Annotated in this window: 25 protein-coding genes and 4 pseudogenes; 12 read left to right on the forward strand and 17 right to left on the reverse strand. The window is 71.3% G+C overall.

The features are described 5' to 3' along the window. Positions 1-43: 43 nt before the first annotated feature. The 3 genes from P3T27_RS04535 to P3T27_RS04545 form a co-directional block, all read right to left on the reverse strand. Positions 44-1279, reverse strand: coding sequence for a hypothetical protein (locus P3T27_RS04535; RefSeq protein WP_280674402.1), 1236 nt, complete (start codon positions 1277-1279; stop codon positions 44-46). A gap of 151 nt (positions 1280-1430) precedes the next feature. Continuing rightward, entirely contained in the window at positions 1431-1721 is a 291-nt protein-coding gene (locus P3T27_RS04540; RefSeq protein WP_280674403.1) for a hypothetical protein, read from the reverse strand. Then, positions 1721-2080, reverse strand: a complete 360-nt coding sequence (locus P3T27_RS04545; RefSeq protein WP_280674404.1) for an ATP-binding protein — start codon at positions 2078-2080, stop codon at positions 1721-1723. Before P3T27_RS04545 ends, P3T27_RS04540 begins: the two co-directional genes overlap by 1 nt. Positions 2081-2283: 203 nt before the next feature. Here P3T27_RS04545 and P3T27_RS04550 point away from each other — a divergent pair, with 203 nt between their 5' ends. The 3 genes and pseudogenes from P3T27_RS04550 to P3T27_RS04560 all read left to right on the forward strand — a co-directional run bounded on the left by P3T27_RS04550 (position 2284) and on the right by P3T27_RS04560 (position 4916). After that, the gene (locus P3T27_RS04550; protein WP_280674405.1) at positions 2284-3132 is read left to right on the forward strand and encodes a helix-turn-helix transcriptional regulator; all 849 of its coding nucleotides are present in this window, start codon (positions 2284-2286) and stop codon (positions 3130-3132) included. 10 nt (positions 3133-3142) lie between these two features. After that, positions 3143-3334, forward strand: coding sequence for a DUF397 domain-containing protein (locus tag P3T27_RS04555; protein ID WP_280674406.1), 192 nt, complete (start codon positions 3143-3145; stop codon positions 3332-3334). A gap of 126 nt (positions 3335-3460) precedes the next feature. Beyond that, positions 3461-4916: pseudogene (locus P3T27_RS04560) on the forward strand (NF041680 family putative transposase). A gap of 45 nt (positions 4917-4961) precedes the next feature. Here P3T27_RS04560 and P3T27_RS04565 read toward each other — a convergent pair. Both P3T27_RS04565 and P3T27_RS04570 read right to left on the reverse strand, forming a co-directional pair. Further along, positions 4962-5297, reverse strand: a pseudogene (locus tag P3T27_RS04565) (IS630 family transposase); the annotation flags it as partial. A gap of 21 nt (positions 5298-5318) precedes the next feature. Beyond that, on the reverse strand, positions 5319-6131 hold the full coding sequence (locus tag P3T27_RS04570; protein WP_280674407.1) for an IS630 family transposase: 813 nt from the start codon (positions 6129-6131) through the stop codon (positions 5319-5321). Positions 6132-6408: 277 nt separating this feature from the next. Between P3T27_RS04570 and P3T27_RS04575 the strand changes: the two genes are divergently transcribed. Next, complete coding sequence (locus P3T27_RS04575) at positions 6409-6549, forward strand: hypothetical protein (protein WP_280674408.1); 141 nt, start codon at positions 6409-6411, stop codon at positions 6547-6549. A 106-nt stretch (positions 6550-6655) separates the two neighbouring features. On the opposite strand, the gene P3T27_RS04580 is transcribed toward P3T27_RS04575, so the two are convergent. After that, positions 6656-7528 (reverse strand): HEAT repeat domain-containing protein, encoded by an 873-nt coding sequence (locus P3T27_RS04580; protein WP_280674409.1) that lies wholly within the window; start codon positions 7526-7528, stop codon positions 6656-6658. A 146-nt stretch (positions 7529-7674) separates the two neighbouring features. On the opposite strand from P3T27_RS04580, the pseudogene P3T27_RS04585 reads away from it, so the two are divergent. The 3 genes and pseudogenes from P3T27_RS04585 to P3T27_RS04595 form a co-directional block, all read left to right on the forward strand. Then, positions 7675-8010: pseudogene (locus P3T27_RS04585) on the forward strand (IS630 family transposase); the annotation flags it as partial. A 511-nt stretch (positions 8011-8521) separates the two neighbouring features. After that, the gene (locus P3T27_RS04590; RefSeq protein ID WP_280674814.1) at positions 8522-9709 is read left to right on the forward strand and encodes an alpha/beta hydrolase; all 1188 of its coding nucleotides are present in this window, start codon (positions 8522-8524) and stop codon (positions 9707-9709) included. A gap of 216 nt (positions 9710-9925) precedes the next feature. Beyond that, positions 9926-10114 (forward strand): annotated as a pseudogene (locus tag P3T27_RS04595) (transposase); the annotation flags it as partial. On the opposite strand, the gene P3T27_RS04600 reads toward P3T27_RS04595, so the two are convergent. Further along, complete coding sequence (locus P3T27_RS04600) at positions 10080-10472, reverse strand: hypothetical protein (RefSeq protein WP_280674410.1); 393 nt, start codon at positions 10470-10472, stop codon at positions 10080-10082. The pseudogene P3T27_RS04595 and the gene P3T27_RS04600 sit on opposite strands and share 35 nt — an antisense overlap. Positions 10473-10695: 223 nt before the next feature. Here P3T27_RS04600 and P3T27_RS04605 point away from each other — a divergent pair, with 223 nt between their 5' ends. Continuing rightward, positions 10696-11223 carry a GNAT family N-acetyltransferase gene (locus P3T27_RS04605; protein ID WP_280674411.1) on the forward strand — a complete coding sequence of 176 codons (528 nt, stop codon included), beginning with the start codon at positions 10696-10698 and terminating at the stop codon, positions 11221-11223. 177 nt (positions 11224-11400) lie between these two features. Here the strand turns inward: P3T27_RS04605 and P3T27_RS04610 are convergent, their stop codons facing one another. Then, positions 11401-11994 carry a TetR/AcrR family transcriptional regulator gene (locus P3T27_RS04610; RefSeq protein WP_280674413.1) on the reverse strand — a complete coding sequence of 198 codons (594 nt, stop codon included), beginning with the start codon at positions 11992-11994 and terminating at the stop codon, positions 11401-11403. Between the two features lie 138 nt (positions 11995-12132). Between P3T27_RS04610 and P3T27_RS04615 the strand changes: the two genes are divergently transcribed. Further along, positions 12133-13089, forward strand: coding sequence for an SDR family NAD(P)-dependent oxidoreductase (locus P3T27_RS04615; protein WP_280674415.1), 957 nt, complete (start codon positions 12133-12135; stop codon positions 13087-13089). 69 nt (positions 13090-13158) lie between these two features. Here P3T27_RS04615 and P3T27_RS04620 read toward each other — a convergent pair whose 3' ends face one another. After that, positions 13159-13290: a hypothetical protein gene (locus tag P3T27_RS04620; RefSeq protein WP_280674836.1), complete on the reverse strand. Its 132-nt coding sequence runs from the start codon at positions 13288-13290 to the stop codon at positions 13159-13161. 194 nt (positions 13291-13484) lie between these two features. Here P3T27_RS04620 and P3T27_RS04625 point away from each other — a divergent pair, with 194 nt between their 5' ends. Beyond that, on the forward strand, positions 13485-14084 hold the full coding sequence (locus tag P3T27_RS04625; protein WP_280674417.1) for a hypothetical protein: 600 nt from the start codon (positions 13485-13487) through the stop codon (positions 14082-14084). On the opposite strand, the gene P3T27_RS04630 is transcribed toward P3T27_RS04625, so the two are convergent. Both P3T27_RS04630 and P3T27_RS04635 read right to left on the reverse strand, forming a co-directional pair. Further along, positions 14011-14781 (reverse strand): HAD family hydrolase, encoded by a 771-nt coding sequence (locus tag P3T27_RS04630; RefSeq protein WP_280674419.1) that lies wholly within the window; start codon positions 14779-14781, stop codon positions 14011-14013. The two genes, P3T27_RS04625 and P3T27_RS04630, sit on opposite strands and share 74 nt — an antisense overlap. Before the next feature lie 134 nt (positions 14782-14915). After that, on the reverse strand, positions 14916-15545 hold the full coding sequence (locus P3T27_RS04635; RefSeq protein ID WP_280674421.1) for a dienelactone hydrolase family protein: 630 nt from the start codon (positions 15543-15545) through the stop codon (positions 14916-14918). Between the two features lie 139 nt (positions 15546-15684). Here P3T27_RS04635 and P3T27_RS04640 point away from each other — a divergent pair, with 139 nt between their 5' ends. Then, positions 15685-17352: an alkaline phosphatase D family protein gene (locus P3T27_RS04640; RefSeq protein ID WP_280674816.1), complete on the forward strand. Its 1668-nt coding sequence runs from the start codon at positions 15685-15687 to the stop codon at positions 17350-17352. Positions 17353-17366: 14 nt separating this feature from the next. Here the strand turns inward: P3T27_RS04640 and P3T27_RS04645 are convergent, their stop codons facing one another. Both P3T27_RS04645 and P3T27_RS04650 read right to left on the reverse strand, forming a co-directional pair. Next, positions 17367-18233 carry an ABC transporter permease gene (locus tag P3T27_RS04645; protein ID WP_280674423.1) on the reverse strand — a complete coding sequence of 289 codons (867 nt, stop codon included), beginning with the start codon at positions 18231-18233 and terminating at the stop codon, positions 17367-17369. Then, positions 18230-21022 (reverse strand): alpha/beta fold hydrolase, encoded by a 2793-nt coding sequence (locus tag P3T27_RS04650; protein WP_280674425.1) that lies wholly within the window; start codon positions 21020-21022, stop codon positions 18230-18232. Before P3T27_RS04650 ends, P3T27_RS04645 begins: the two co-directional genes overlap by 4 nt. Positions 21023-21149: 127 nt before the next feature. On the opposite strand from P3T27_RS04650, the gene P3T27_RS04655 reads away from it, so the two are divergent. After that, positions 21150-22166 carry a mechanosensitive ion channel domain-containing protein gene (locus P3T27_RS04655; protein ID WP_280674427.1) on the forward strand — a complete coding sequence of 339 codons (1017 nt, stop codon included), beginning with the start codon at positions 21150-21152 and terminating at the stop codon, positions 22164-22166. A gap of 87 nt (positions 22167-22253) precedes the next feature. Here P3T27_RS04655 and P3T27_RS04660 read toward each other — a convergent pair whose 3' ends face one another. The 4 genes from P3T27_RS04660 to P3T27_RS04675 all read right to left on the reverse strand — a co-directional run bounded on the left by P3T27_RS04660 (position 22254) and on the right by P3T27_RS04675 (position 24989). Continuing rightward, entirely contained in the window at positions 22254-22715 is a 462-nt protein-coding gene (locus P3T27_RS04660; RefSeq protein ID WP_280674429.1) for a GNAT family N-acetyltransferase, read from the reverse strand. Position 22716: 1 nt separating this feature from the next. Further along, positions 22717-23655 (reverse strand): RluA family pseudouridine synthase, encoded by a 939-nt coding sequence (locus P3T27_RS04665; protein ID WP_280674431.1) that lies wholly within the window; start codon positions 23653-23655, stop codon positions 22717-22719. A 58-nt stretch (positions 23656-23713) separates the two neighbouring features. Next, a complete protein-coding gene (gene lspA / locus P3T27_RS04670) occupies positions 23714-24283 on the reverse strand; it encodes a signal peptidase II (RefSeq protein ID WP_280674433.1) in 570 nt (189 codons plus the stop codon). 238 nt (positions 24284-24521) lie between these two features. Further along, positions 24522-24989, reverse strand: coding sequence for a TraR/DksA family transcriptional regulator (locus tag P3T27_RS04675; RefSeq protein ID WP_280674435.1), 468 nt, complete (start codon positions 24987-24989; stop codon positions 24522-24524). Positions 24990-25338: the final 349 nt, after the last annotated feature.

Here is a 25338-nt window from a genome sequence, read left to right on the forward strand (position 1 = left end):
TGGCCCGAACCACCTCGTGGGGTCCGGACCATCGCTCACACGTTCACCCGTCTACTCTAGCTCCCGCGGTTCCCTCCAGTCGCACCCGCGCGGCCTGCCGAACCTCCGGTTCCTCCATCGGATCGTCGCGCAGACAGGCAAGGCGTTCGCGCACGTGGGGGCGGTCGGGGGCGTGCCGGACGGCCAGCAGGCGGGCGTCCGCCTCACAGTCCCAGAGGCACTCGGTGTACACCTCGGCCATCCCCGCCGACCCGATCGCCGCCAGTGCCTCCAGGTACGCGGGACGCTCGTACGAGTGCGGCGTCCACAGCCAGAACCGGCGCAGCAGCGACGCGGCCTCGGCCGCCCTGGGGCCGAACCGGGCCAGGCCGCGGGCGGAGTACATCGGGCCGCACCAGGTGCGGCCCACCCAGTCCTGCTCCAGCTCGGCGAGCAGTACCGGGATGTCCTGCTCCTCGCCGTGCCGGGCCAGCACGTCGTGGCCCAGCTGCGCCAGCCACGGCGTACCGGAGGCGGCCCAGTCGCGGGCGGCGGGCACGGCGAGGGCCCCGAGCTTCTCGACCGCCCGGCGCAGCAGTGGAAGGGCGTACCGGCCGTCCTCCGTCCCCAGCGACGGCACCAGCCCGACCAGGCCGGGCTCCGCCTCACGGCGGGCGAGCAGGTTCAGCGCGCCCACCTTCCGCGCGTTCGGCTCGCCCGGGTCGGCGAGCAACTCCAGCAGGTCCGGACTGGCCGCATCCCCCAACGGGTCCCACTCCTGGGCGGGGCGCTCCGCCGCCTGCCTGGCCAGACCCCAGGAGGACCACGGAAGCGCCCACGGCCTCGGGTCCTCCATCCCTTCCTGCAGCCGCGCCCGGGCGGTGTCGGCCAGGTCGTCCCACCATGCGGCGGGCCAGGCATCCGCGACCGACTCCAGGACGTCCACCCAGTGCTCACCCTCGCGGACGTAGTCCCGCAGCGCGTCCCGGGCCTCAGCCGACCCGCCGAGCGCCAGCAGCTCCAGGACGCCGGTGGCCCGCATGCAGGCGTCCTCGTCTCCCGCCAGCACCTCGACCACCGGCCCGCGCGGCAGCTCCAGGCCCCGGAGCAGTCGGGCCAGGTAGAGCGCCCGGTGGTCGACCTGCGTGTCCCAGCGCCAGTCCCAGCGGATGCAGCCGTAGACCAGGTCGGCGGCTGCCGTCGGGTCCTCCGCCGCCATCAGCGCGCCCAGGCCCCGACCGCGCTGCAACAGCCCGGGCAGGGTGCCTGCCGGGGCGTACTCGTATCTCCGCTTTGCCACGTGCTCCATCGTCCCTTAGCCCCCGACGGCTGGGCGGCGGGGGCTGGGGGTCAGACGTCCTCGTCAGGCGGGGTCGCGCGGAGGGCGGTGATGACGCCCAGGGCGACCGTGGCGATCGCCAGGGCGAGGAGGGCGGCGAAGGCGGCGGCGATCACGAATCGCACCGGTCGGCGTCCCGGTCGGCGTCCCGGTCGGCGTCTCGTTCGGCGGCGAGGAGGAGGGAGAGGAGGTTGAGGAGGGTGGAGGCGGGGGCGGTGTTGAAGCGGACGAGGACGCGTCCGTCAATGGTGCGGTCGGTGGTGGCCGAGGGCCAGATGAGGCCGAACTTGCGGCCGCGCTCGTCGACTTCGGCGAGGAGCGTGCGGATGTGGTCGTCGGTGTAGTACCGGATCCGGGGGTCGGTCGGCAGCATGGGGCGGCGGCGCGGGAGGGGGAGGGCCATCAGGCGGCGTCCAGCTCGAACCAAACCATTTTGCCGCGTTCCTGGGGGTCCACGCCCCAGCGGTGGGTGAGGCCTTCGACGAGCTGGAGGCCCCGGCCGGCCTGGGCGAGGAGTGCCGGCTGCTGCTTCTCGGGGAGGCCGGGGCTCTCATCGCTGACGGACACCCGGAGGGTGGGACCGACGGCGAGGATGAGGACGACCGGCGCGGGGGTCTCGCCGTGCCGCCAGGCGTTCACGAGCAGTTCGGCGAGCGCGAGTTCGGCGTCGAAGATGACGGAGGGCGGCCACCCGCAACGACACATCGCGTCCCGGAGGGACTGGCGGGCGATGGCGAGCGAGGGCGTGTTGAGGTGACGCATGGGAGATCTCCCGAGGCGTGATGGTGAAGGTTGCGCTACGGCGCGTGCCAGCAGGCGCTATTGACGATCCGTCGGATCGCTGTGACATCGACCATACAGCAGCGACATCACATGTGATCCCAAATCCGGATAGGTTCATCCTCAAGTGGACCCCGCGCCCAGCAGCGCGGCAGACTTGGGACACATCGGCAAGGAAGGAACCAATGCCGCCACGACTCAATCCGACGCTCCGTCAACGCCGCATCGGCGCCGAGCTTCGGAAGATGCGCGAGGCCGCCGGACTGTCGACCACCAAGCTGAGCAGAGCGCTTGGCATCGACAGGACTCAGGTCAGCCAGATGGAGTCAGCCAAGGTCGGTGTCAGTCCAGAGCGGCTCCGTTCCTTCGCCGCCGCCTGCAAGTGCATGAATCTGCCCCTGATCGAAGCCTTGGAGTCCATGCTCCAGGACCGCTCCAAAGGTTGGTGGGAGGAGTATCGAGGAACCCTCCCTGACGGGTTCCTCGAAAACGCGGAGCTGGAGAAGACCTCTCACGAGCTCATGATCTGGGTCCTCACCCACATGCCGGGTCCCAGCCAGACCATCAGCTACGCCTCAGCAGTCTTCGGGCGAGTGATCCCTCCGATCCCTCGGCACGAGCTGGAGGCCCGCATCGCGTTCAGAATGCAGCGCAAGGCCGACCTTCGCCGCAATCCGAAGCCGCTGACTGCCTTCATCTACGAATCGGTACTGTGGACGAGGTTCGGCGGCACCCAGGTCCTCAAGGATCAACTCGCCACTTTGCTCGAAGACTCCGAGCTTCCCTGGATGACCATTCGAGTCGTTCCGTTCGACATCGAGACCTTTCCCGGTGCCGCCGAGAACCTCACCTATGCATTCGGCGCGATCCCTGACCTTGACACCGTCGAGCAGGAGTCCTCCCAGGGCCCCGAGTACCTCGATGCTGTCAGCGAGCTAACCAGCTACCGGCGCATCTTCGACCGCACCGAAGCAGCAGCGCTGAGTGAGGTCGAATCTCGCGACTTGATTCGCAAGATCGCACGGAACCTATGAAAGGCCCGACATGACCGACACCGAGTGGCAGAAGTCTTCCTTCAGCGGCAACGTCGAGAACTGCGTCGAGGTCCGCAAGGCCGACAGACTGGTCGAACTCCGCGAGTCTGACGAGGGCCACCTCATCATCCGCACCGCCCCCGCCAACTTCGCCGCCTTCCTCCAAGCAGCCAAGGCCGGCGAATTCGACCACCACGCCTAAGCTTGGCGTTTTACCTCGCCGGTCACTCGACCTGCTGATCTGCGCTTCTTCCCGAGACAACGGAGGCGGCCGTTCTCCACGCTTCGAGATGTCGAGTCACGAAGCACGAGAGAACGGCCGCTGTGTATGAGTCTCCCTCTCGACCCGCCCGTAGGCGAGGCATTGGGCGTGTTGTCCCGCTTTCGGGTTGAGTTCTACGACTGTCTGTACACCCGTGCCGACGCGCTCTTCGAGCTGACGGACGCGGTGCTGTGCGCGGACGGGCCGGTGAAGACGCTGGTCGAGTTGTCGCTCGCCCTTGAGCACCGGCGTGGGCACGGTGCGATGTACCAGGCGCTGGACCGGGGCTGGCTGGAGCCGGCGCGGCTGCGTCGTACCCTGGCCGGCCTGCCGCTGCCACGGCTCGCGGACGGGCGCATCGGCCTGGCCGTGGACGTCTCCAACTGGCTCCGCCCCGACGCCCCGACCAGCGACGAGCGACGAGCGACTGTTCTGCCACGTCTACGGCCGCGGCAGAAGCGCCGACCAGTTCGTCCCCGGCTGGCCGTACTCCTTCGTCGCCGCCCTGGAGTCCGGGCGTACGTCCTGGGTCGGGCTGCTGGACGCGGTCCGGCTGGGACCGGCCGACGACGCGACCGCCGTCACCGCGGCCCAACTGCGCGAGGTGGTCAACCGCATCATCGCGGCAGGCCACTGGCACCGGGGCGATCCGGACATCCTCATCGTGATGGACGCCGGCTACGACGTGACCCGCCTGGCCCACGTGCTCGCGGACCTTCCGGTCGAGGTGATCGGCCGACTGCGCTCGGACCGGGTCATGCTCCGCGACCCCGGCGAGCCCCGCTCCGGCCCCAGGGGCGGACGCCCGCGCCGACACGGCGGCGTCTTCACCTTCGCCAAACCCGACAGCTGGCACACCCCTGAAACGGCCACCAGCACGGACACCACCCGCTACGGAAAGGCCGAGGCCCGCGCGTGGGACCGGATGCACCAGCGCCTGCAAAAGCGCGGGCCGTGGCTCGACCACGAGGGCGAAATCCCTTTGGTTCACGGCACGTTGGTCCGCCTCAAGGTCGAGCACCTGCCCGGCGAGAGGGACGCGAAGCCGCTGTGGCTGTGGTCCTCCGCCACCGGCATCGACACCGAGCACCTGGACCGGATCTGGCGCACGTTCCTGCGCAGATTCGACCTTGAACACACCTTCAGGCTGATCAAGCAGACGCTCGGATGGACCGCCCCGAAGATCCGCCGCCCCGACACCGCGGACTTATGGACCTGGCTGGTCATCGTCGCGCACACCCAGCTCCGCCTCGCCCGACCGCTCGCCGAAGACCTGCGCCGGCCCTGGGAGAAACCCGTACCGCCGAACAGGCTCACGCCCGCCCGGGTCCGACGCGGGTTCCGCAACATCCGCGCGAAGACGCCCTGCCCGGCAGCCGTGCCACAACCGACACACCCAGGCCCCGGCCGCCCACCCGGTACGAAGAATCGCAGGCCGGCGCCCCGTTACGACGTCGGGAAGACCGTCAAACGCGAACCCACGCTCGAAGCCCACCTCGCCAAGATCGCAGCGGCAGCTTAAAAAATCAAGCTTAGTGGTCGGTTCCGGAGGTCCTTCGGGGGTTGATCAGGCAGCCAGGGCGACGGAGGATTCTTCTTGTCGGTCGGCGGGTGTGTGTCGGTCGAGCCGGGCCAACAGATCGTCCAGGTCGGAGGTGGTGAACCTCCACTGGAACGGCTGTGCCGTGGCGTTGTAGCGGTCTTCGAATGCCCGGAGCCGGTCCCTGACCTGGGTCAGGTCGGTGAAGTCGTTGGGTCGGACGACCTTGCGCTGGACGACGGAGAAGTAGATCTCGATCTGGTTTAACCAGGAGGCGTGCACGGGGGTGTGGACCATAACGGCGTTCGGAAACCTGCTGGCCAGGCGGTCGATAGCCCGCCGACCGCGGTGGGAGGAACCGTTGTCGACGACCCAGAAGACGCGTTACGCGCTGGCGTAGGGCTCGATGGTCATGACCTGCTCGACCAGATTCATGAACGGGACGATGCCGGTCCTGGGCTCGCACCGGCCGAGGACCTTGGCCTGGTGGACGTCGTAGGCGGCGAGGTAGGCCAGCGCGCCGCCACGGCCGTACTCGTGGTTGACGCGCATCGCCCGGGCCCGGCCCGGGGCCAGGGTCGGGTGGCAGCGGCAGCGGGCCTGGACGGAGGTCTTCTCGTCGCTGGAGATCACGTACTCGCCCTCGCCCAGCGGGACACCATCGAACGTGCGGGCGTAGAGGTCCAGGACACGCTGGGCCCTGGCGCGGAAGTCGGGGTCGCGGATGAAGATCCAGGACCGGTACTGCCAGGGCTTGAGCGCGTCCTCGCGCAGCCAGCGGCGCACCGTGGACGCGGAGATGCTGTCGGTGATCCCGCGCGCGGCCAGCTCGGCGGCCAGCTCAGGGCACGACCAGCGCGACAGCGGCACGCCGCTCTCGGCGGGTAACTGGCAGGCCAGCGCCTTGGCCTCGGCGACCTGCACGGGCGTGAAGCGGGCGGGGCGCCCGGAGCGCCTGCGGTCGGCCAGGGCCGGCAGCCCGCCGTCGGCGAATCGGCCGCGCCAGGCACGGACCGTGTCCAGGTGCAGGCCCGTCTCGCGGGCGATCCGCGCGTTGGAGCGCCCCCGCGCCGCGCGCAGGACGACCTGCGCGCGCATCCGCAGCCGGTACTCGGTCTTGTGGCCGTAGGCCATCTTCTTCAACCGCTCGCGCTCGGCAGCGGTCGGGAATATCGGGCGGGCCGGGGCAACGGGCATGGCAGGCGGGCCGATCGGGAGAAGTGGATCAGACGGGTCGCAGCCTGCCGCATCCGCTGCCGGGGCGATCCGGCAGGATGGCGGCCATGCCCACGATGCCGGAGTACACCCAGCTGTCACTCGCCCAGCGGCTGACCGAACACGCCCGCACCGCCTGGCCGCAACTGACGGATCTGCACATCCGCCACCGCGGGCAGTTCGCCTACGTGGAAGGCGAACTGCCCGACGGCGAACGGGTCAAACTGATGCGCCTGCGCTACAGCGGCACCGCCAGCCGATGGGGGCTGGCTTCGCCCTCTACTACGCCAGCAGCGACCGCTACGAGGACTCCCTGCTACCTGCCGGCACCTTCATCGGCACCCCCGAAGACGCCCTCGACTGCGCCTGCCAGCTCCACCTCGCCGGACCCGAACTCTGACCAAGCGGAAGACACTCCAGTGACTCCGGAGTCGACCACTTAGCGGCGGGGTCCGACAGCGGCGGGCGAAGGCTCCCGGGCCGCACTGTCAGGTCGTCAACTCCTCTTACCCTAGCCGCCTGCGACTCTGCACGACAAGGGCGACGATCTCCTCGGGCAGTTCGTCGTCCACCGCGATCCGGACCTCCGTCACCGTGCCGGGCCAGTCGGCGATCAGGTCGTTGCTCAGCGCGTCGTTCTCCATGGCGGCCATGAGTTCGCCCGCCCGGACCGTCTGTCCGGGCACCACCAGGACCTCTGTCACACACCACGGGACGCCCATCTTGGGCGTCACTACGAACTCCACCGGCCCGAGCTCGCGCCAGACCGGGGGCGTCGGTGGCCCGCCGATTCGCTGCTCGACCAGGTCCAGAGCCATCCCGGTGCGTCGGGCGAAGTCGGAGTCGTCCGCGAGGTGCTCACGCAGCAACGGCCCGACCGCGCGGGCATCGCCCAGCCGGGCCAGCGTCTCCACCGCCTCGGACCGCATCGCAGGGTCCGCCAGGCACCCGACGACGGCCTCCGTGTGCTCGGCGGACCCGTTCTCGGCCAGACCGAGCAACGCTCGGAGGCGGAACTCCGGGCTACCGGACCGCAGTTGGCGCTCCAGGAACGGCAGCGTCCGCGGGTCCCTGACATACGCGAACGTCTCACGGGCCAGCAGCGATTCGAGCGAGGGGTCGTCCGCCAGCGCGTCGAACAACCCATCCGGGAAAGCCTCCGCCAGGAGAATCTGCAGCGAGGCGGGGCGCCGGTACTCGTCCCGGTCGCGGCTCACGATCTCCGCCAGGTCCCAGCTCTTCTCCGCCCGGCCCGCGAGCACGTCGAGGAGTCGGCGAAGGCTCACCGGTCCGGCAGCCACCAGGTCGTCCAGGGCGCCGCCGTCCCCGTGCATGTAGCGCGCGAGGAGGCTGTCGATCCCGTCGGTGGTCAAGTCCATGGAAGTCATCCGGCTTTCGGTGGATCAGCGGGTCGCGGTAGGTGTCCGGGCAGTCTCTCGCGGCCGCCCGAGTGTTCAACCTGGTCGAGCAGGTCATGACCATCGAGCCCTACGCCAGCGCGTAACGCGTCTTCTGGGTCGTCGACAACGGTTCCTCCCACCGCGGCCAGCGGGCTATCGACCGCCTGGCCAGCAGGTTTCCGAACGCCGTCATGGTCCACACCCCCGTGCACGCCTCCTGGTTAAACCAGATCGAGATCTACTTCTCCGTCGTCCAGCGCAAGGTCGTCCGACCCAACGACTTCACCGACCTGACCCAGGTCAGGGACCGGCTCCGGGCATTCGAAGACCGCTACAACGCCACGGCACAGCCGTTCCAGTGGAGGTTCACCACCTCCGACCTGGACGATCTGTTGGCCCGGCTCGACCGACACACACCCGCCGACCGACAAGAAGAATCCTCCGTCGCCCTGGCTGCCTGATCAACCCCCGAAGGACCTCCGGAACCGACCACTTAGGTTCCAGTGCAGTTGAGCACAAAAGGAGCCGAGGCCTTGAGGCCTCGGCTGGCGGCACTACTTGGAGCACTTGACTGGGGGTCAAGGGGTCGCGGGTTCAAATCCTGTCGTCCCGACGTTAGAAGCCGTTGTCGTACCGATCACGGAGTCTGTCGATCGAACGGGGGTATCGTTCGGGTGACCGCGGAGCGGTAGGCGCATAGAGGCAGGGCCTCTTGGTAGCTCGTAGGTTGCGGAAGGCGGGGAGCCCAGCGCCGCTACCACCCACCGACACCGCCTAGCGCTTGCAGTGTTCGTCGGGCTCGTCGTCACGCTGCGGCTCCGGCCGGCGCAGTCGGAGGCAGTGCCGTTCCGGGGCCCGCTCCGGGCCCTCCAACCATGGCTCTTCTCAGAGAAGTTCGACGCGCGAAATCAGGGACTTGTCGGGGGTTCACCCGGATACAGCGCCCCACGCCAGTGGGAAAGAATCGCCGCCATGAAGGCAACCCGGCGAGTAGCCAGATACGCGGTGAGCTTCGCCACCGCCGCGGTGATCATCCCTCTGAGCGTGTCAGCCTCAGCTGTCGCGGCACCCGCCGCGCCACCGCTGACGGCCTTGAGTACGCCGACAGCCCGGACGGCGAGTGCGTTGTTGTTGCCGAGGCCGACCGGACGGTACGCGGTCGGTCGCGACACACTGCACCTCGTCGACCCGCGACGCACCGATCCCTGGGTACCGCAGTCGGGGCCGCGACAGTTGATGGTGGACCTCTACTACCCGGCCGTCGCCGGCAGCGGCACGCCCGCTCCGTACATGAGCACCGCCGAGGCAACGGCGTTGATCAACTATGCCGGTCTGTCCGGGCCCCTCGCACCGACCACCCTCGCCGACACCCGTATCTGGACCCGTGCCAACGCGGTGCCGGCCCGGGGCCGTTATCCGCTCGTCGTGCTGTCCCCTGGTTTCACGGTGCCCCGTTACACCCTCACCGCTCTCGCCGAGGAACTGGGCAGCCGAGGATTCGTGGTGGCGACCGTCGACCACGCCTACGAATCGGCGGCCACCCGGTTCCCCGGCGGTATCCTGCCCTGCGCGGCGTGCGACGAGTACGACGCCGGCACCATCACCCAGGCGCAGGTCGCCGCAGGCCGTGCCCAGGACGTGTCCTTCTTGCTCACCGAACTCACCGGTCCGCACCCGGTATGGCGGTATGCCGACCTCATCGACCCGGCGAGGATCGGCATGGCCGGCCACTCCATCGGCGGTGACGCGACCCTGGCCACCATGCTCGCGGACCGACGGGTGCTGGCCGGCGCCGACCTCGACGGCCCCATCACCCCACCGGTTCCCGCGACCGGCATCGACGGCCGTCCGGTCCTGCTGATCGCAGCCGCGGACCCGAGCAGCCCGGACATTGTGCCGACCTGGACCAGCAGTTGGCCGGACCTGAACGGGTGGAAGCGGTGGCTCACCGTCGCCGGCGCGGACCACTACACCTTCACCGACCTGGACTACCTGATCAACGAGAGCGGTGTGCTGTCCATCCCGAGCGCTCCCAGGTCGATCGCGATCACCACCAGCTATGTCAGTGCCTTCTTTGAACGCCAACTCAAGGGAGTCTGCGAGCCGTTGCTCAACGGTCCCAGCCGGGACTTCCCCGAGGTGACCTTCACCAGTTCTTGACCGGTCTCGATCGGGCGGCCATGGGGCGGTCGATGCATGAAGGCAGGGCCTCTTGGCAACTCGGTGGGTGTCGAAGCCAGACCGAGAAACCAGGAGGCCATGGTGCTGCAGTCTTCCGTGTCGGTGCCCGTGGAGTCCAACTCGGCCCACCGCTCGTGCGATTGCCTCGCTCATGTGTACGGGAACGCGGCCGATCGTCCTGACCGCGAGCGCCGGCGCAGCGACGATGCCTCGGGGTTCACGGTGCTGCCGAAGAGGTGGCTGGTGGAACGGACGTTCGCGTGGCTGATGCACTCACGCCGCCTGGCCCGGGACTACGAGGCCCGCACCGACACCTCCGAGGCGATGATCCGCTGGTCGATGGCCATGGTCATGAGCCGCCGCCTGGCACGTCGGGGATGCTGAACCGGCCCGGGCTCTCCTCCATCAGCCAGCCCCGAGCCACCAGGCGCTTCGCCTTCGACCGCACCCCTTCGACCTTCGCCGGAACCACCTCCAGACCCAGCACGCCGGCGAGCTGCTGACAACTCATCGCCGCCTCGTCACCGGATCGCCGGCGGTCGGCCAGAAGGTTCACGATCCGTTGGTAGTCCGGTGCCAGCACGGCCGCGTTCAACCCGTCCTGCCACACCGGCACGATCGAACCGGCCACCACAGCCCGGACGGGCTGCTGCGCGGCCGGCCCGGAGGGATTGTCCTCGACCGTCTCAGCGGCCTTCGGCCCGCGTGGTTCGGACAGGACCTGATCAACCCGGAAAGACAACGTCTTCTAACCACCAACCCAACAGCCCCTCGCTGTCCCGTCTCACATGATCTGGTCCGTGGCCGCCGCTCTGCCGTGCAGCGACCAGACCATCTGAGACGGTCAGAAGATCCGGATCTCAAGGGAAGTGGTCTCTTGGACATGTTTCCCTCTCTGGACCCGTGCAGGTCTGCACGGGAAAAATCACGCGCGACCCATCAGGTGCGGCGTCAAGAATGGACTTATGGTCCATCAGATCGCCGTACCCCACCCTGACGATGCCGCCCCCGTGGGCCGGATGCAGCTGCGGGCCTGGCTCCAGACCTACCCCAACGAACGAGCGGGGATCGACGAGGCGTGGATCCGCGAGCACCGAGGTCCCACGGTCACAGCGGAGGGCATTGCCCAGTGGCGGGTGTTCATCGAGGAGGCTGTGCGACAGCCGGATCTGTTGTTCTGCCGTGTCGTCCACTCCGGGGCGGAGATCGTCGGGGTCCTTTGCGGTCGCCGAGACGAGGTGGTCACCCTCGGACCGATGTATCTGCTGAACGAAGCCCAGGGCCAAGGTATCGGCAGCCAGCTGATGGGCGAGTTCCTGGTGTGGGCGCAGGATGCCCGCATGCTCCTGTGGGTGACCGACTACAACGAGAAGGCGATCCGCTTCTACGAGCGGTACGGTTTCAGGACCACAGGTGAGCGTGAGCTCTGGCGAGGCAGGCTGCCCAATGTGCGCATGGCCCGGGCGCCGATGCCGCGCGACAAGATCACCTGAGACGCCACACGATTCGGACCAGTTCGTCTGAGACTGGTGAAGTCGTCCTACCAGCTCCTCCGATCGGCCACCCTCAACCGGATCGACCCGCGCAGGAGGCCGAGGACGCCCGCTCCTCATACCGGCCGGAGTCACGGCGAAGGGCGCCAGCCATACGGCTGGCGCCCTTCGCCGTTCTCAGCGGGCGTCCCGCCCGGAGGCGGCCTGGTAGCGGAGGCCGTCCATCAGGAGGTCGAGGAGGCGTTCCATCCGGGCGTGGTGCTCGGGGGTCGTCGCGGCCAGGGACAGGCCGCTGAGGCTGAACAGCACGTCGTCCGGCTCGACGTCGGCGCGCAGCACGCCCGACTCGGCCCCGGCGCGCAGGAGCTGGGTGATCGCGGCGGTCAGCATCGCGCGGCTGTGCGAGAAGGGGTCGCCCCCGGAGGCGATGAGCGCGCGCAGCGCGTCGGACATCCCGCGCTTGGTGGTCATGTAGCGGACGAAGCCGTCCATCCAGGCGCGCAACGCGGCGTCGGGTTCCCTGCCGTCCTGGAGCTCCGTGGCGGAGTCGCACAGCTTGGCGAGTTCGCTGCGGTAGACCGCCTCGACGAGTTCCTCGCGGGTGGCGAAGTGGCGGTAGAGGGTGCCGATGCCCACGCCGGCCTCCTTGGCGATCGCCCCGAGCGTCGCGTCCGGCCCGTCCTGGGCGAAGGCCCGTGCGGCCACTTCGATCAGTCGGTCGCGGTTGCGGCGCGCGTCGGCGCGCAGCGGCCGGGGGTCGGCGGTGGTCACGGCTGGTCCTCCTCGGGTTGCAAGCGGAGGTTCCTCCGCTTAACCTGAGGACATGCGGAGGGCCCTCCGGTTTCCACTCTACCGGCCGCACCCTCCCGCGCACCCCAGCTCCGGTCACCCAGCCAGACGGGAATGATCATGAACGCCACCACCCCGCGCCTCACCACCTCCTTCGGCGCCGAGTCCACCGCCGCCGAGGTCGTCTCCGGCATCGACCTGACCGGCCGCCGCGCCGTCGTCACCGGCGGAGCCTCCGGCATCGGCGTCGAGACCGCACGTGCCCTCGCCTCGGCGGGCGCCCAGGTCACCCTCGCGGTCCGGAACCTCGACGCCGGGGCCCGCACCGCCGAGGACATCACCGCGACCACCGGCAACAAGGACGTCCGGGTCGCGCCGCTGGACCTCGCCGACCAGGCCTCCGTCGCCGCGTTCGTCGCCGGATGGGACGGGCCGCTGCACATCCTGGTCAACAACGCCGGCGTGATGGCCTCGCCCGAGCTCCGCACGCCGGAGGGCTGGGAGCTCCAGTTCGCCACCAACCACCTCGGGCACTTCGCGCTGGCCACCGGCCTGCACGCGGCCCTGGCCCGGGACGGCGGCGCCCGCGTGGTGGCCGTCAGCTCCAGCGCCCACCACCGCTCCCCGGTCGTCTTCGAGGACATCCACTTCCGCGAGCGCGCCTACGAGCCCTGGTCCGCCTACGGCCAGTCCAAGACCGCCAACGTCCTGTTCGCGGTCGAGGCCGCCAAGCGCTGGGCCGCGGTCGGCATCACCGTCAACGCCCTGATGCCCGGCGGCATCCGTACCGCCCTCCAGCGCTACGTCTCCGAGGAGGAGCTCGACCGGCTGCGGGCCCAGGCCGCCGACGGCGCGGAACTGCTGTGGAAGAGCACCGAGCAGGGCGCGGCGACCTCCGTCCTGCTCGCGGCCTCACCGCTGCTGGAGGGCGTCAGCGGCCGCTACTTCGAGGACTGCAACGAAGCCGTCCGCGGCGAGCTCAGCGCACGCAACGGCGTCTCCGAATACGCCCTCGACCCCGAGGCGGCCGCCCTGCTCTGGCAGGTCTCGCACGACACCCTGGGCAGCCACGACTGACGGTCCTCGGCAGAACGCTCCGCGCCCCCGCCTCGCGGGGGCGCGGGGCGCGGGACGTGCCCGGTACCGTCACGGTCCCGCGACTGCGTACAGCAGAGTGCCGGTCACCAGCGGGCTGTCGCCCGGGTACTCGGGGACGCCCGCCGCGGCCAGGTCCTCCGGCGTGCCCCGGAAGACGAGGCGGCCGTCGGCGAAGAGCACCACATCGGGGCAAGCGGCACGTCCCCGCACCCCCTTCGATCGATCACTGGAACGCGGCCACCGTAAAACCTCAACTCCCCTTGAGCTCAAGGCCGGCACGGAAGGCGGGAGGACGGAGGACTGGCTCTCGCGGGGGATCGTGATCGTCCGCACGGTCGACGCACCCCCGTCCCAGGTCCGGCGATCGTGGAAACATGCCGATCAGACGCCCCGCCCTCCCGCTCGGCGACACCGAGCGCCCCGTCCCCGCCTGGGCCCTCCGGCTCGCCAAGGCCCTGCCGTTCGTCGTGCTGCCGCACTGCCTGTGGCGGCTGCCGTTCGCCGTCGACTTCCGGATGGGCATGCTCGACCCCGCGGCCCCGGCGGCCGTCCCCTGGTGGAGTCCGTTCTACGTCGTCGGGCTCAGCGTGCTCACCGAGGCGCTGGCCCTGCTCACCACCGGCCTGGCGAGCAGGTGGGGCGAGGTGGTGCCGCGCTGGATGCCGTTCGTCGGCGGCCGGCGGGTGGTGCCGCTGGCGGCGGTGGTCCCGGCGGCCGTGGGCGGCCTGGCCCTGGTCGCATTGTTCGACCTGTACCCGCTCGCCTGGGCGGGTGTCCTGCCCGAGGTGGGGTTCGCCAACGGGTGGTGGACGGCGCTGGCCCGGGTGTGCATCACGCCGGCGATGCTGTGGGGGCCGATCGTCCTGGCCCTGGCCTGGGCCTACCACCGGCGCCGGCGTGCTACCGGGCCTGGACCGTCCGCGCCAGCAGGGATATCTCAGCCGCTACCGCCTCCGGCTCGGCCGCGACGGTGACCTGGGCGACGTCGTCCAGCCCGGGATGCGTGCCGACGCGCACCGCCCGCTCCGCGTTCCGCAGCAGGTCGAAGTCGTTGATGTCGTTGCCGAACGCCGTGTACGCGCCGATGTCCATCGACGTCAGGGCCTCCCACTTCGTCGTCGAACCGGGCGCGAAGTCGATGATCGCCTCGTCGAGGTGGTGGTTGACCATCAGCCCGAGCCCCCGGCCGGCCTCGGCGAGTTCCACCATGTCCGACGCCTCGACGACCAGGAACTTCACCACCTCGGGAAGCTCGACCAGCTCCACCCGGCTCGCCAGGCCGCCCTGGTCGACGCGGCTCCGGATCGGGTGGTCCACCGGCCCCGTGTACGCGTAGTCCCAGGGGCCGTCCGCGAGGTAGCCCGCCTCGTACCGCGCGACCGCCGCCATCAGCCCGCCCAGCGTCGCCGGTTCGAACACGGCCCGGGCCCGCACCTGCCCGTCGACCGACACCAGGCTCCCGTTCCCCCCGATCAGCATCGCGGACGGGAAGGCGCCGTCGAGCACCGGCAGCATGTCCCGCACCGGCCGGGCCGACGCGAAGACCACCTGGTACCCGGCCCGCTCGCACTCCCCGATCGCCGCCAGGATCCGGCCGTCGATCGTCCGCCCGTCGAAGCAGAGCGTGCCGTCGAGATCGAAAACCACCGTGCGGGTGCGAAGGTTGACCATTCCCGGATGATATCCGCCCGCCCGGAGCCGACGACGCGCTCCCACCACGCCGTCCCCGGCACCCTGTCGACGGCGATCGCTACCCCCGGAGACCCGGCTCGCCCCCGACGACGTCCTCGGCCCCGGCCACCCGCTCAGGAATCCAGCTCGCCGAGGAAGTCCAGCGCGACCGCCCAGGCCCGCTCCGCCGCCTCGGCGTCGTAGTCGGCCAGCTCGGCGTCCGTGAACAGGTGCCCGGCGCCCCGGTAGCGGTGCACCTCGACGTCGGCACCGGCCCGCCGCATCCGCAGGTACCAGGCGTTCAGCCAGTCCTCGGTCTCGAACGGGTCCGGCTCGGCGACGTGCAGCTGCACCGGGATCTCGGTGGCCGCGTCCTCCCGCAGGTCGGAGGTGCCGTGCAGGAGCAGCAGCCCGCGGGCCTTCTCGTCGGCCAGCGCGAGGTTCTGGGCGAGCGAGCCGCCGAGCGAGAAGCCCGCGTAGACCAGACCGCCGTCGGACAGCGGAGCCGCGGCGGTCACCGCCCGGCGCAGCAGCTCCTCGCTGCCGCCGACCTCCTCCTGGTACGCCAGCCCGGCCTCGATGTCGTCGAAGGTCCGCCCGTCGTACAGGTCCGGGGTGTGCACGGTGTGCCCGGCGGCGCGCAGCCGGTCGGCGGCGGCGTGCACGGCGGGGCGCAGCCCGAGGGCGGAGTGGAAGAGGACGATCTGGGCCACGGTCGGGGTCCTTCGGCAGCTGAGGGCGGGTACTCCCCCATGATCTCGCATGACTCGGCGTCCCGGCTTCCCCGGTCCGCCCGTCTCGGGGACCGAGCCGGACCACTCCGCGACGGAACGTCAGTTCACCTGATTTACCTATGCTTTACTAACCGGTAACCTGCCGGACGTGAACGATCTTGTCCATGACATGACCTCCGCCCGCCCGTGCCGCCGCCAGGTGCTGAAGGCCGGCGCACTGGCCGCCGGAGCGTCCGCGCTCCCCCTCGCCCTCTCCACCCCCGCCGAAGCCGCCCAGCCCGCCGGAACCCCCGAAGCGACCCCCCGCTTCCTCCACGGCATCGCCTCCGGCGACCCCCTCCCCGACGGCGTCCTGCTCTGGACCAGGGTGACGCCCCGCCCCGAGGCCGTCCCCGGCTCGGGACTCGGCCCCGACACCGAGGTCCGCTGGGAGCTGGGCGCCGACCAGGCCTTCACCCGCATCGTCGCGAGCGGCACGGTGACCGCCACCGCCGCCGCCGACCACACCGTCAAGGCCGACGTCCGCGGCCTGACCCCGGACACCCCGTACTGGTACCGCTTCACCGCCACCACCAGTACCGGCACCACCGTCTCCCCCACCGGCCGCACCCGCACCACCCCCGCCACCGACGCCGCCCTCGCCCGGCTCCGCTTCGGCGTCGCCTCCTGCGCCAACTGGGAGGCCGGCTACTTCTCCGCCTACCGCCACCTCGCCGCCCGCGGCGACCTGGACGCCTTCCTCTTCCTCGGCGACTACATCTACGAGTACAAGACCGGCGAGTTCTGCGCCCGCGGCACGGTCGTGCGCCCGCACGCCCCCACCCACGAGATCCTCACCCTGGCCGACTACCGGACCCGGCACGGCCAGTACAAGACCGACGAGGACCTCCAGGCCCTGCACGCGAAGCTCCCGACCATCGCGATCTGGGACGACCACGAGTTCGCCAACGACGCCTGGTCCGGCGGCGCCGAGAACCACACCCCGGGTGCCGAGGGCGACTGGACCGACCGGATGGCCGCCGCCAAGCAGGCCTACTTCGAGTGGATGCCCGTACGGCCGTCCATCGCCGGCACCACCTACCGCCGCCTGCGCTACGGCAGGCTCGCCGACCTGCACCTGATGGACCAGCGCTCGTTCCGCTCCCAGCAGGCCAGGACCGGCAGCGGCGCCGTCGACTCGGCCGACCGCACGATCACCGGCCGCGCCCAGCTGGACTGGCTGAAGGCCGGGCTGTCCGCCTCCGACACCACCTGGCGGCTGATCGGCAACGAGGTGATGATCTCCCCGGTCGCCTTCCTCTCCCTGCCCGACTACCTGCTGCGCCCGCTGGCCAAGCTGCTCGGCCTGCCCGGTGAGGGCGTGGCGGTCAACCCCGACCAGTGGGACGGCTACACCCACGACCGCCGTGAACTGCTCGGCCACCTCAAGGCGAACGGCATCACCAACACCGTCTTCCTGACCGGCGACATCCACTCCGCCTGGGCCGGCGACGTCCCGAACGAGGCCGCCACCTACCCGCTGTCCGGCAGCGTCGCCACCGAGTTCGTGGTCACCTCGGTGACCTCGGACAACGTCGACGACCTGCTGAAGGTCGCGCCGCAGACCGTCTCGCTGGCGGCCGCCACCGCGATCAGGACCGCCAACCCGCACGTCAAGTGGGTCGACCTGGACTCGCACGGCTACGGAGTCCTGGACATCACGCCCGAGCAGACCCAGATGGACTACTACGTCCTCTCCGACCGCACCCGCAAGGACGCGACCAGCAGCTGGACCCGCTCCTACCGCACCCGCACCGGCACCCAGCGAATAGAGCGCGCGGACGCCCCGGTCACCTGACGCCCACCCGGGGCCTAGGACACCACGTCCTTGCGCGCGAACCCCCGGAAGGCCAGCGCGAGCAGCACCGCCGCGTACGAGAGCGACAGCGAGACGCCCTGCACCATGCCGCCCCACTCCAGCTGTGGCTGCAGGGCGTCCGCCCACGCGTACTGCCAGTGCGCCGGCAGCCACTCCCGCAGGTCCCCCAGCGCCGTGACGGCGTCCAGGACGCCGGTGATGATCGACGCGAACACCGCCCCGCCGACGGCGCCCAGCGGCGCGTCCGTCGCCGTCGAGAGCCAGAACGCCAGTGCGGCGATCACGATCTCACTCAGGAACACGAACGCCGCCGCGACGGCCAGCCGGGGCAGCGCCTCCCCGGCCGAGAGGGTGGCCCCGGCGGGCAGCTTCAGGTCCCCCCAGCCGTACGCGGCGGTGCCGACGAGCAGCCCGATCGCGGGCAGCATGACCACCGCCACGGCCGAGAACGCCAACCCGACCGCGAACTTGCGGGCCAGCAGCCGGGCCCGGGGCACCGGCGCCGCCAGCAGGTAGCGCAGCGAGGACCAGCTGGCCTCGGAGGCGACCGTGTCGCCGCAGAACAGCGCGACCGGGATGACCAGCATGAAGCCGGTGCCCACGAACAGCATGGTGGCCGCGAAGTTGGGCCCGGAGGCGGTGGCCAGGTCGATGAAGGTGGTCCGGTCGGCCCGGCTCGGGGTGCCGCCGATCTGGAACGCGGCCAGGAGGACGAACGGCATGGCGGCCAGCACCGCGCCGATCACCAGCGTGCGGCGCCGCCGCAGCTGCCGCATCGCCTCCACCCGCAGCGGCAGCGTCCGGCTCGCCCGGTAGCCCTCGGCGTGATCCGCCGAAACGGGCGAAACATTCGTCCTCACGCCGTACCTCCGATCAACGACAGGAACGCGTCCTCCAGCCGCCGCTGCGGCCCGGCGCTCTCCACCGGCACGCCGAGGCGCACCAGCTCGGCCACCAGTTCGCTGGCCGCCAGCCCGTCCAGGCGCACCAGCAGCCCGCCCTCGACGGCCTCCGCCGAGCCGACCCCGGCCAGCGCGCCCACCTTCTCGACGACCGACTCCGACGGCGCGTACCCGGCCGGCACGCCGACGAGCAGCAGCCCGCCCGCGCCGACGATCTCGCCGACGGCGCCGGTGGTGATCAGCTGCCCGCGGTCCATCACGACCAGGTCGGTGCAGCTCTGCTCGACCTCGGCGAGCAGGTGGCTGGAGACGATGACGGTCCGCCCGGCCGCCGCGTACCGGATCATCACCTCGCGCATCTCGCGGATCTGCGGCGGGTCGAGCCCGTTGGTCGGCTCGTCGAGGATGAGCAGGTCGGGCAGCCCGAGCATGGCCTGGGCGATCGCGAGCCGCTGCCGCATGCCCTGCGAGTAGGTGCGCACGGCGCGGTCGAGCGCCTCGCCGAGGCCGGCGATGGCCAGCGCCTCGTCGAAGCGGGCGTCCGCCTCCGGCCGCCCGGTGGCCTGCCAGTACAGCCGCAGGTTGGCCCGTCCGCTGAGGTGCGGCAGGAAGCCCGCGCCCTCGACGAAGGCGCCGACCCGGGAGAGCACCGGGGCGCCGGGGCGCACCAGGTGGCCGAAGATCCGGATCTCGCCCGCGTCGGGCCGGATCAGGCCCATCAGCATCCGCAGCGTGGTGGTCTTGCCCGCGCCGTTGGGCCCGAGCAGGCCGAGCACCTGCCCCTGCTCGACCCGGAAGCCCAACTCCTTGACCGCGTACCGGTCCTGAGCGCCCTTGTAGCGCTTGCTCAGGCCGGTGATCTGCAACGGCACACCGGCCAGCGCCGGGTCGTACGCCGGTCCGCCGGCCGCCCGCCGGCGGCGCCGCAGCCGGGGGACGAGGAGCAGCCCGGCGGCCACCGCCACGGCGGCCAGCGGCAGCAGCCAGGTGCGGGCGGGCAACGGCGCGGACTCGGTGACGAGCTGCTCGACGGTCGGCGCGGTGAGTGCCCCGGCCGGCGCGACCCGGTAGGTGGCGGGCTCGGCGGGCGAGGCGTACGCGAGGTCGGTGGCGGCCAGGACGAGCCGCAGCCGGTGCCCGGCCGGGAAGGTGTGGTCGACGGCGGGCAGCGCGACCGTGACGGTGCGGCCCGCGTCGGCCCCGGTCACCCGCAGCGGGGCGGCCAGCTGCTGCGGCAGCACGGCCTTGCCGTCCGGGCCGACGTCGTACAGCTTGGCGAAGAGCACCGCGTCCGGCCGGTCGGCGCGCACCTGGACGGGCACGGTGGGCTGCCCGGTCAGGTGCAGCGGCCGGTCCAGCGGCGCGGAGTCGAAGGCGGCGTGCTGGCCGGGGAAGTCCAGTGACAGCCCGGCGCCGAGCGAGGCGGCCTGGCTGAGCGCGCCGATGCCGGGGAGGGTGGAGATCCCGGGCGGGGCGCCGCCGGGCGGGTTGGCGAAGGTCTTCTCGCCGCCGGCGAGTTCGACGCTGCGCGAGCCGGTTCCGCCGAGGCCCGGGTAGCTGTCGGCGGTGGCGCCGCGCAGGACGGCCTGGAAGCCGGTGGAGTCGACGCCGCCGGTGCGGGTGACCCGGAAGGCGGGGCCGGTGTCGGTGCTCCGGCCGCGCAGGCCGCGATTCTTCAGGAAATGGTCGAACCAGGCGGTCACCCGGTCGTCCACCCGGGCGCTGGTGTCGGTGCCGCCGTCGTGCCCGCCGGCGAACCAGTCCACCGAGACGGGCGCGCCGTTGGCGGCGACCGCCCGGGCGATCCGGTCGCCCTGGTCGAGCGGGAACAGCGAGTCCTGCTGGCCCTGGACGACCAGGGTGGGCGCCTTGAGCTGCGCGGCCACCGAGGACGGGCTGGAGCGATCCAGCAGCGCGACGGCCTCCGGGTCGGCGTGCCCGGCGGTGGCGACCCGGTCGTACATCTGGCAGAGCGACTCCAGGAACCGCCCGCAGCCGACCGGCCCGTCCTGCTCCGGCGTCGTCCCGCCGCCGCGCGGCGCGCCGCCGGAGGGGCCGAGGTCGCCCGCCGCGCCGGTGGTGAAGAAGATCCCGGCCCAGAGCTTCTTGAACACGCCGTCCACCGCGCCGGAGCCCTGGACGCCCTGCGGGAACAGCGCGTCGGCCAGGTTCCACCAGGTGATCTGGGTGGCCACCGCGTCGATCCGGTGGTCGTACGCGGAGGCGAGCAACGAGACCGCCCCACCGTAGGAGGCGCCGGTGATGCCGACCCGGGGATCGCCGGGCCCGTCGAGCTGGACCTCGGGGCGCCCGGCCAGCCAGTCCACCAGGTGCTTGACGTCCTCGACCTCGCGGTCGGGCGCGTTGAGGCCGATCTTCCCGCCCGAGTGCCCGAACCCTCGCGCCGACCAGGTCAGCACGGCGTAGCCCTGCCGGGCCAGCTGCCGGGCGCGCTCGCGCTCGCCGTCCTTGGAGCCGCCGAAGCCGTGCGCGAGCAGGACCGCCGGGCGCGGGGTGGTGCCGGTGGTGAAGAAGGAGGTGTCCAGCTGGACCTGCTGGTCGCTGCCGGGGGTCTCCGGCATGGCGAGGAAACGGTCCTCCTGCTGGACCGCCTGCTCACCGCCGGACGCCATCGCCGCCGTACCGAACCCGGCCACCGCCACCAGGGCCACCGCCCCGGCCAGCACCTTGCGCCGCACCGACGTACCCCGGCCGCGCCACCGGCGCCACGCCCCACCGAACTCCATGGGGGCTGATCGTATCGGCCGCCCGGGTAGGCGTCCGATAAGGGCGCCGACTCCTTCGTCCGGTTCACCCCGGTACGCCCGGGTATGGTACGGCGTACCCTCCGCCTCCCCGCCCGAGAAGGTGCCCGTGCTCTGGCCACTGATCGCCCTGTTCGCCACCGTCGCCGCCACCCTGGTGATCGGCTGGGTCGTCGACCAGACGCTTCAGCGGGTCGCCGTCCGGCACCCCGAGGCACCGGTTTGGGCGCTGCTGCGCCGCTGCCGCATCCCGCTCCAACTCACCGTCGCATCAGCCCTGTTGCTCGCCGCCGACCCGCTCGGGCGGATCTTCCACCAGCACGGCGGCGGCATCCACCACCTGGTGCTGCTGTTCCTGCTCGCCTCGCTCGGCTGGCTCACCGTCCGGGTGGTGGCGGCCGTCCTGGAGGCCGTGCTCAGCCGCTACGAGGCGGTCATCGACGACCCCTCCCGGGTACAGCGGATGAGGACCCAGATCGGCATGCTGCGCCGGGTGGCGGGCGCGGTCGTCGTCGTGGTGACCATCGCCGTGATGCTGCTGACCTTCTCCGCGATGCGCACCATCGGCGCCAGCCTGCTGGCCTCCGCCGGCATCATCGGCATCGTGGCCGGCATCGCCGCGCAGAGCACCCTGGGCAACTTCTTCGCCGGCCTGCAGATCGCCTTCGGCGACACCGTGCGGATCGGCGACACCGTGGTGGTGGACGGCCAGCAGGGCACGGTCGAGGAGATCACCCTGTCCTACCTGGTGGTCCGGCTCTGGGACTACCGGCGACTGATCGTCCCGGTCTCCTACTTCGTCAACAAGCCCTTCGAGAACTGGACCCGCCGCGACCCGGGCCTGCTTGCCGCCGTCCTGCTCCACCTCGACCACAGCACCCGGGTCGACGACCTGCGCGCGGCCCTGCGCACCCGGCTCGCCGAGAACCCCCTCTGGGACGGCGCCGAGTGGGCCCTCCAGGTCACCGACACCACCCCCAGCACCATCGTGGTCCGCGCCACCATGACCGCCCGCACGCCCGAGGACGCCGCCCAGCTCCGCTTCGACATCCGCGAACAGCTCATCGCCCACCTGCGCGACGAGCACCCCCACGCCCTCCCCCGCCTGCGCACCACCGAGGGCTGAGGCCGCCGACAGCGGGAACCTGACCCCGGAAGGACGGGAATCCCCGCACCCCCACCGGGGGCACGGGGATTCCCGCAACCAAGCGCCCTACAGCACCCGCGTCATCGTCCGATGCGGGATCCCCGCGTCGTCGTACTCCGGGCCCTCCGCCAGATAGCCCAGCCGCTCGTAGAACCCCAGCGCCTGCACCTGCGCGTGCAGCTCCAGCTCGACGGCCCCGCGCTCACGCCCGGCGGCCTCGATCGCCCGCACCAGTTCGGCCCCGAGCCCGGTCCCCCGGGCCGCGGACACCACCGCCAGGCGCCCGAGCAGCACCCGTCCCGCGACACCCCCGGTGAGCTTCAGCGCCTGCTCCCCGAAGATCAGCCGCCCGGTGCCGAGCGCGGCCCCGTCCGCTCCGACGGCCAGCAGGTGCACCGAGGTCGCGTCGTACTCGTCGTACTCCAGCTCCTCCGGCACGTTCTGCTCGACCACGAACACCTCGCGCCGCACCCGGCGCACCAGCGCCAGGTCCGCCGCGTCCCGCGCGACCCGGATGGCGGCCGTCATCTCAGCTCTCCGCCGAGATGACGTCGAGCGCCTTCTGCAGGTCGGCCGGGTACTCGCTGGTGAACTCGACCCACTGCCCGTCCGCCGGGTGCTCGAAGCCGAGCGACACGGCGTGCAGCCACTGCCGGGTCAGCCCGAGCCGCTTGGCCAGCGTCGGGTCGGCGCCGTACGTCAGGTCGCCCACGCAGGGGTGGCGCAGCGCCGACATGTGCACCCGGATCTGGTGGGTGCGGCCGGTCTCCAGCTTGACGTCGAGCAGCGACGCGGCCCGGTAGGCCTCGATCAGGTCGTAGTGCGTGATGGACGGCTTGCCGTCCTTCGTCACGGCCCACTTCCAGTCCGAGCTGGGGTGCCGCCCGATCGGCGCGTCCACGGTGCCGCTCAGCGGGTCCGGGTGTCCCTGGACGAGGGTGTGGTAGCGCTTCTCGGTGATCCGGTCGTGGAACTGCCGCTTGAGGTCGGTGTACGCGCGCTCGGACTTGGCGACGACCATCAGCCCGGAGGTGCCGACGTCGAGCCGGTGCACGACGCCCTGGCGCTCGGCGGCGCCGGAGGTGGAGATCCGGTAGCCGGCCGCGGCGAGCCCGCCGATGACGGTGGGGCCGGTCCAACCGGGACTGGGGTGCGCGGCGACGCCGATCGGCTTGTCGACGAGCACGATGTCCTCGTCGTCGTGGACGATCCGCATGCCCTCGACCGCCTCGGCGACGATCTGCACCGGCGCGGCGGGAGCGGGGATCTCGACCTCCAGCCAGGAGCCGGCGGTCACCCGGTCCGACTTGCCGGCCACGGCGCCGTCGAGCGTCACCTTGCCGTCGGCGGCCAACTCGGCGGCCTTCGTCCGGGAGAAGCCGAACATCCGGGCGAGGGCGGCGTCGAGGCGTTCGCCCTCCAGGCCGTCGGGTACGGGGAGGCTTCGGATCTGCGCAGCGGTACTCACCCGTACGAGTATGCCGGAAAGGCGGCCCTCCCCCGCCCGCCGACCGCTCGGGCCTCCGTTACTCGGCCTTGCCGCCCTGCTGGTGGACGGTGCCGTCCGGGTTGCTGCCCCGGAAGGAGAGCAGCACCACGAGGATGCCGCCGCAGACGATCGCCGAGTCGGCGAGGTTGAAGACCGCGAAGTGCTGGACGGAGATGAAGTCGACGACGTGCCCGCGGAAGACGCCCGGCCAGCGGAACAGCCGGTCGGCGAGGTTGCCCAGCGCCCCGCCGAGCAGCAGCCCGAGCGCGATCGCCCAGGGCAGGCTGTACAGCCGTCGGGCGATCCGCCAGATCACCACGATGACGGCCGAGGCGATCATCGTGAAGACCACGGTCAGCGCCTGGCCCATGCCGAAGGCGGCGCCGGAGTTGCGGATGACCTGGAAGGTGACGACGTCGCCGATCACCTTGATCGCCGCGTGGTTCTCCAGCCGGGCCACGACCAGCAGCTTGCCGCCGAGGTCGATCAGGAACGCGAGCAGCGCGACGACCATCAGCACGCCGATGCGCCGCGGGCCCTTCGGCGCCTCCGCCGCGACCGGGGCGGCCGCCTCGGTGGGCTCGGTGGGCTCGGCGGGCTCGGCCACGGCCACCTCCACGGCTTCGGCGGGGGTCGGGACGGCGTCGTCCCGCGTCTGGGGGGAACCTTGCGTACTGATGATCCGCTCCGCTGCCGATGGAGCTCCCCCGGCCGGAGGTGGGGGAGGGTGGGCCCGTGGTCGCCGTACCGGACACCTCCGAACGGACGTGTCCCAAGGATCGGGCGACGTTACGGGGTCGAGCGTACGGCAAGCCCGACCCCCCGCGCCGCCCCGGTCGGCCGCTTCAGCGGCGTTCCTGCTTGGCCTTGCACTGCACGCAGAGCGTGGCCCGGGGGAAGGCCTGCATCCGGGCCTTTCCGATGGCCTGCCCGCAGGACTCGCAGGTGCCGAAGCCGACGCCCTCCAGCCTGACCAGGGCCCGCTCGGTCTGGGCGAGGCTGTCCCGGGCGTTGTTGGCCAGCGCGAGTTCGCTCTCCCGCGAGATGTTCTTCGTACCGGCGTCCACCTGGTCGTCGCCGGCTCCGTCGTTGGAGTCACGCATCAGGCCGGAGATGGCCGCCTCGGCCGCGTCGATCTCGTTCTGCAGCCGCTCCAGCTCGCTGATGAGCTCGGTGTGCAGTTCGTGGACCTCGTCGGTGGTCCACGGGTCCTCGCCGGGCCGGACCGGCAGCGTGGCCGGGTCCACCGACTCGGCGCCGCGCGGCACGGTGACGGTGTCGGTGCTGCTCTTCTGCCGTGCGGTAGTGGTCACGGTCCCCTCCCCTGGATCGGCCGCCACGGCCTTGCGTGCCCGCTTGGTGGCGGTACCCGCGCCGGTTGCCTTCTCAGCCATGGCTTCGACCCCATCTACGAACGAATCGAGCCGCCGGTTCCCGGCGGCCTCCAGTGCCGGAACGATAATCCCGATCAAAACCGGTCACAACATGACATACCGACGCCCCATGATGATCCCACCCAGGCAGCCGCCCCAGCCGCCACGCCCCGCGCGCTGACCAGACTTGTGCCCAGATCACCCCCGCCTAACCACCGCCGCGGCCCGCCCCGAAGCCTCCCGGCCGAAGGGTGCGGGCAAAACGATTTGGACAAACCGACTTGCCCGG

This window comes from Kitasatospora sp. MAA19, from assembly GCF_029894125.1.
GTDB lineage: Bacteria > Actinomycetota > Actinomycetes > Streptomycetales > Streptomycetaceae > Kitasatospora.

Excerpts from the sequence above, each read along its gene's own strand:
- P3T27_RS04660 (WP_280674429.1), bottom strand. The coding sequence starts at position 22,715 with ATGACGGCCGCCATCCGGGTCGCGCGGGACGCGGCGGACCTGGCGCTG.
- P3T27_RS04570 (WP_280674407.1), bottom strand. The coding sequence starts at position 6,131 with ATGCCCGTTGCCCCGGCCCGCCCGATATTCCCGACCGCTGCCGAGCGC.
- P3T27_RS04575 (WP_280674408.1), top strand. The coding sequence starts at position 6,409 with ATGGGGGCTGGCTTCGCCCTCTACTACGCCAGCAGCGACCGCTACGAG.
- P3T27_RS04630 (WP_280674419.1), bottom strand. The coding sequence starts at position 14,781 with ATGGTCAACCTTCGCACCCGCACGGTGGTTTTCGATCTCGACGGCACG.
- P3T27_RS04545 (WP_280674404.1), bottom strand. The coding sequence starts at position 2,080 with ATGCGTCACCTCAACACGCCCTCGCTCGCCATCGCCCGCCAGTCCCTC.
- P3T27_RS04555 (WP_280674406.1), top strand. The coding sequence starts at position 3,143 with ATGACCGACACCGAGTGGCAGAAGTCTTCCTTCAGCGGCAACGTCGAG.
- P3T27_RS04605 (WP_280674411.1), top strand. The coding sequence starts at position 10,696 with ATGGTCCATCAGATCGCCGTACCCCACCCTGACGATGCCGCCCCCGTG.
- P3T27_RS04550 (WP_280674405.1), top strand. The coding sequence starts at position 2,284 with ATGCCGCCACGACTCAATCCGACGCTCCGTCAACGCCGCATCGGCGCC.
- P3T27_RS04580 (WP_280674409.1), bottom strand. The coding sequence starts at position 7,528 with ATGGACTTGACCACCGACGGGATCGACAGCCTCCTCGCGCGCTACATG.
- P3T27_RS04650 (WP_280674425.1), bottom strand. The coding sequence starts at position 21,022 with ATGGAGTTCGGTGGGGCGTGGCGCCGGTGGCGCGGCCGGGGTACGTCG.
- P3T27_RS04625 (WP_280674417.1), top strand. The coding sequence starts at position 13,485 with ATGCCGATCAGACGCCCCGCCCTCCCGCTCGGCGACACCGAGCGCCCC.
- P3T27_RS04640 (WP_280674816.1), top strand. The coding sequence starts at position 15,685 with ATGACCTCCGCCCGCCCGTGCCGCCGCCAGGTGCTGAAGGCCGGCGCA.
- P3T27_RS04540 (WP_280674403.1), bottom strand. The coding sequence starts at position 1,721 with ATGGCCCTCCCCCTCCCGCGCCGCCGCCCCATGCTGCCGACCGACCCC.
- P3T27_RS04590 (WP_280674814.1), top strand. The coding sequence starts at position 8,522 with ATGAAGGCAACCCGGCGAGTAGCCAGATACGCGGTGAGCTTCGCCACC.
- P3T27_RS04635 (WP_280674421.1), bottom strand. The coding sequence starts at position 15,545 with ATGCGAGATCATGGGGGAGTACCCGCCCTCAGCTGCCGAAGGACCCCG.
- P3T27_RS04615 (WP_280674415.1), top strand. The coding sequence starts at position 12,133 with ATGAACGCCACCACCCCGCGCCTCACCACCTCCTTCGGCGCCGAGTCC.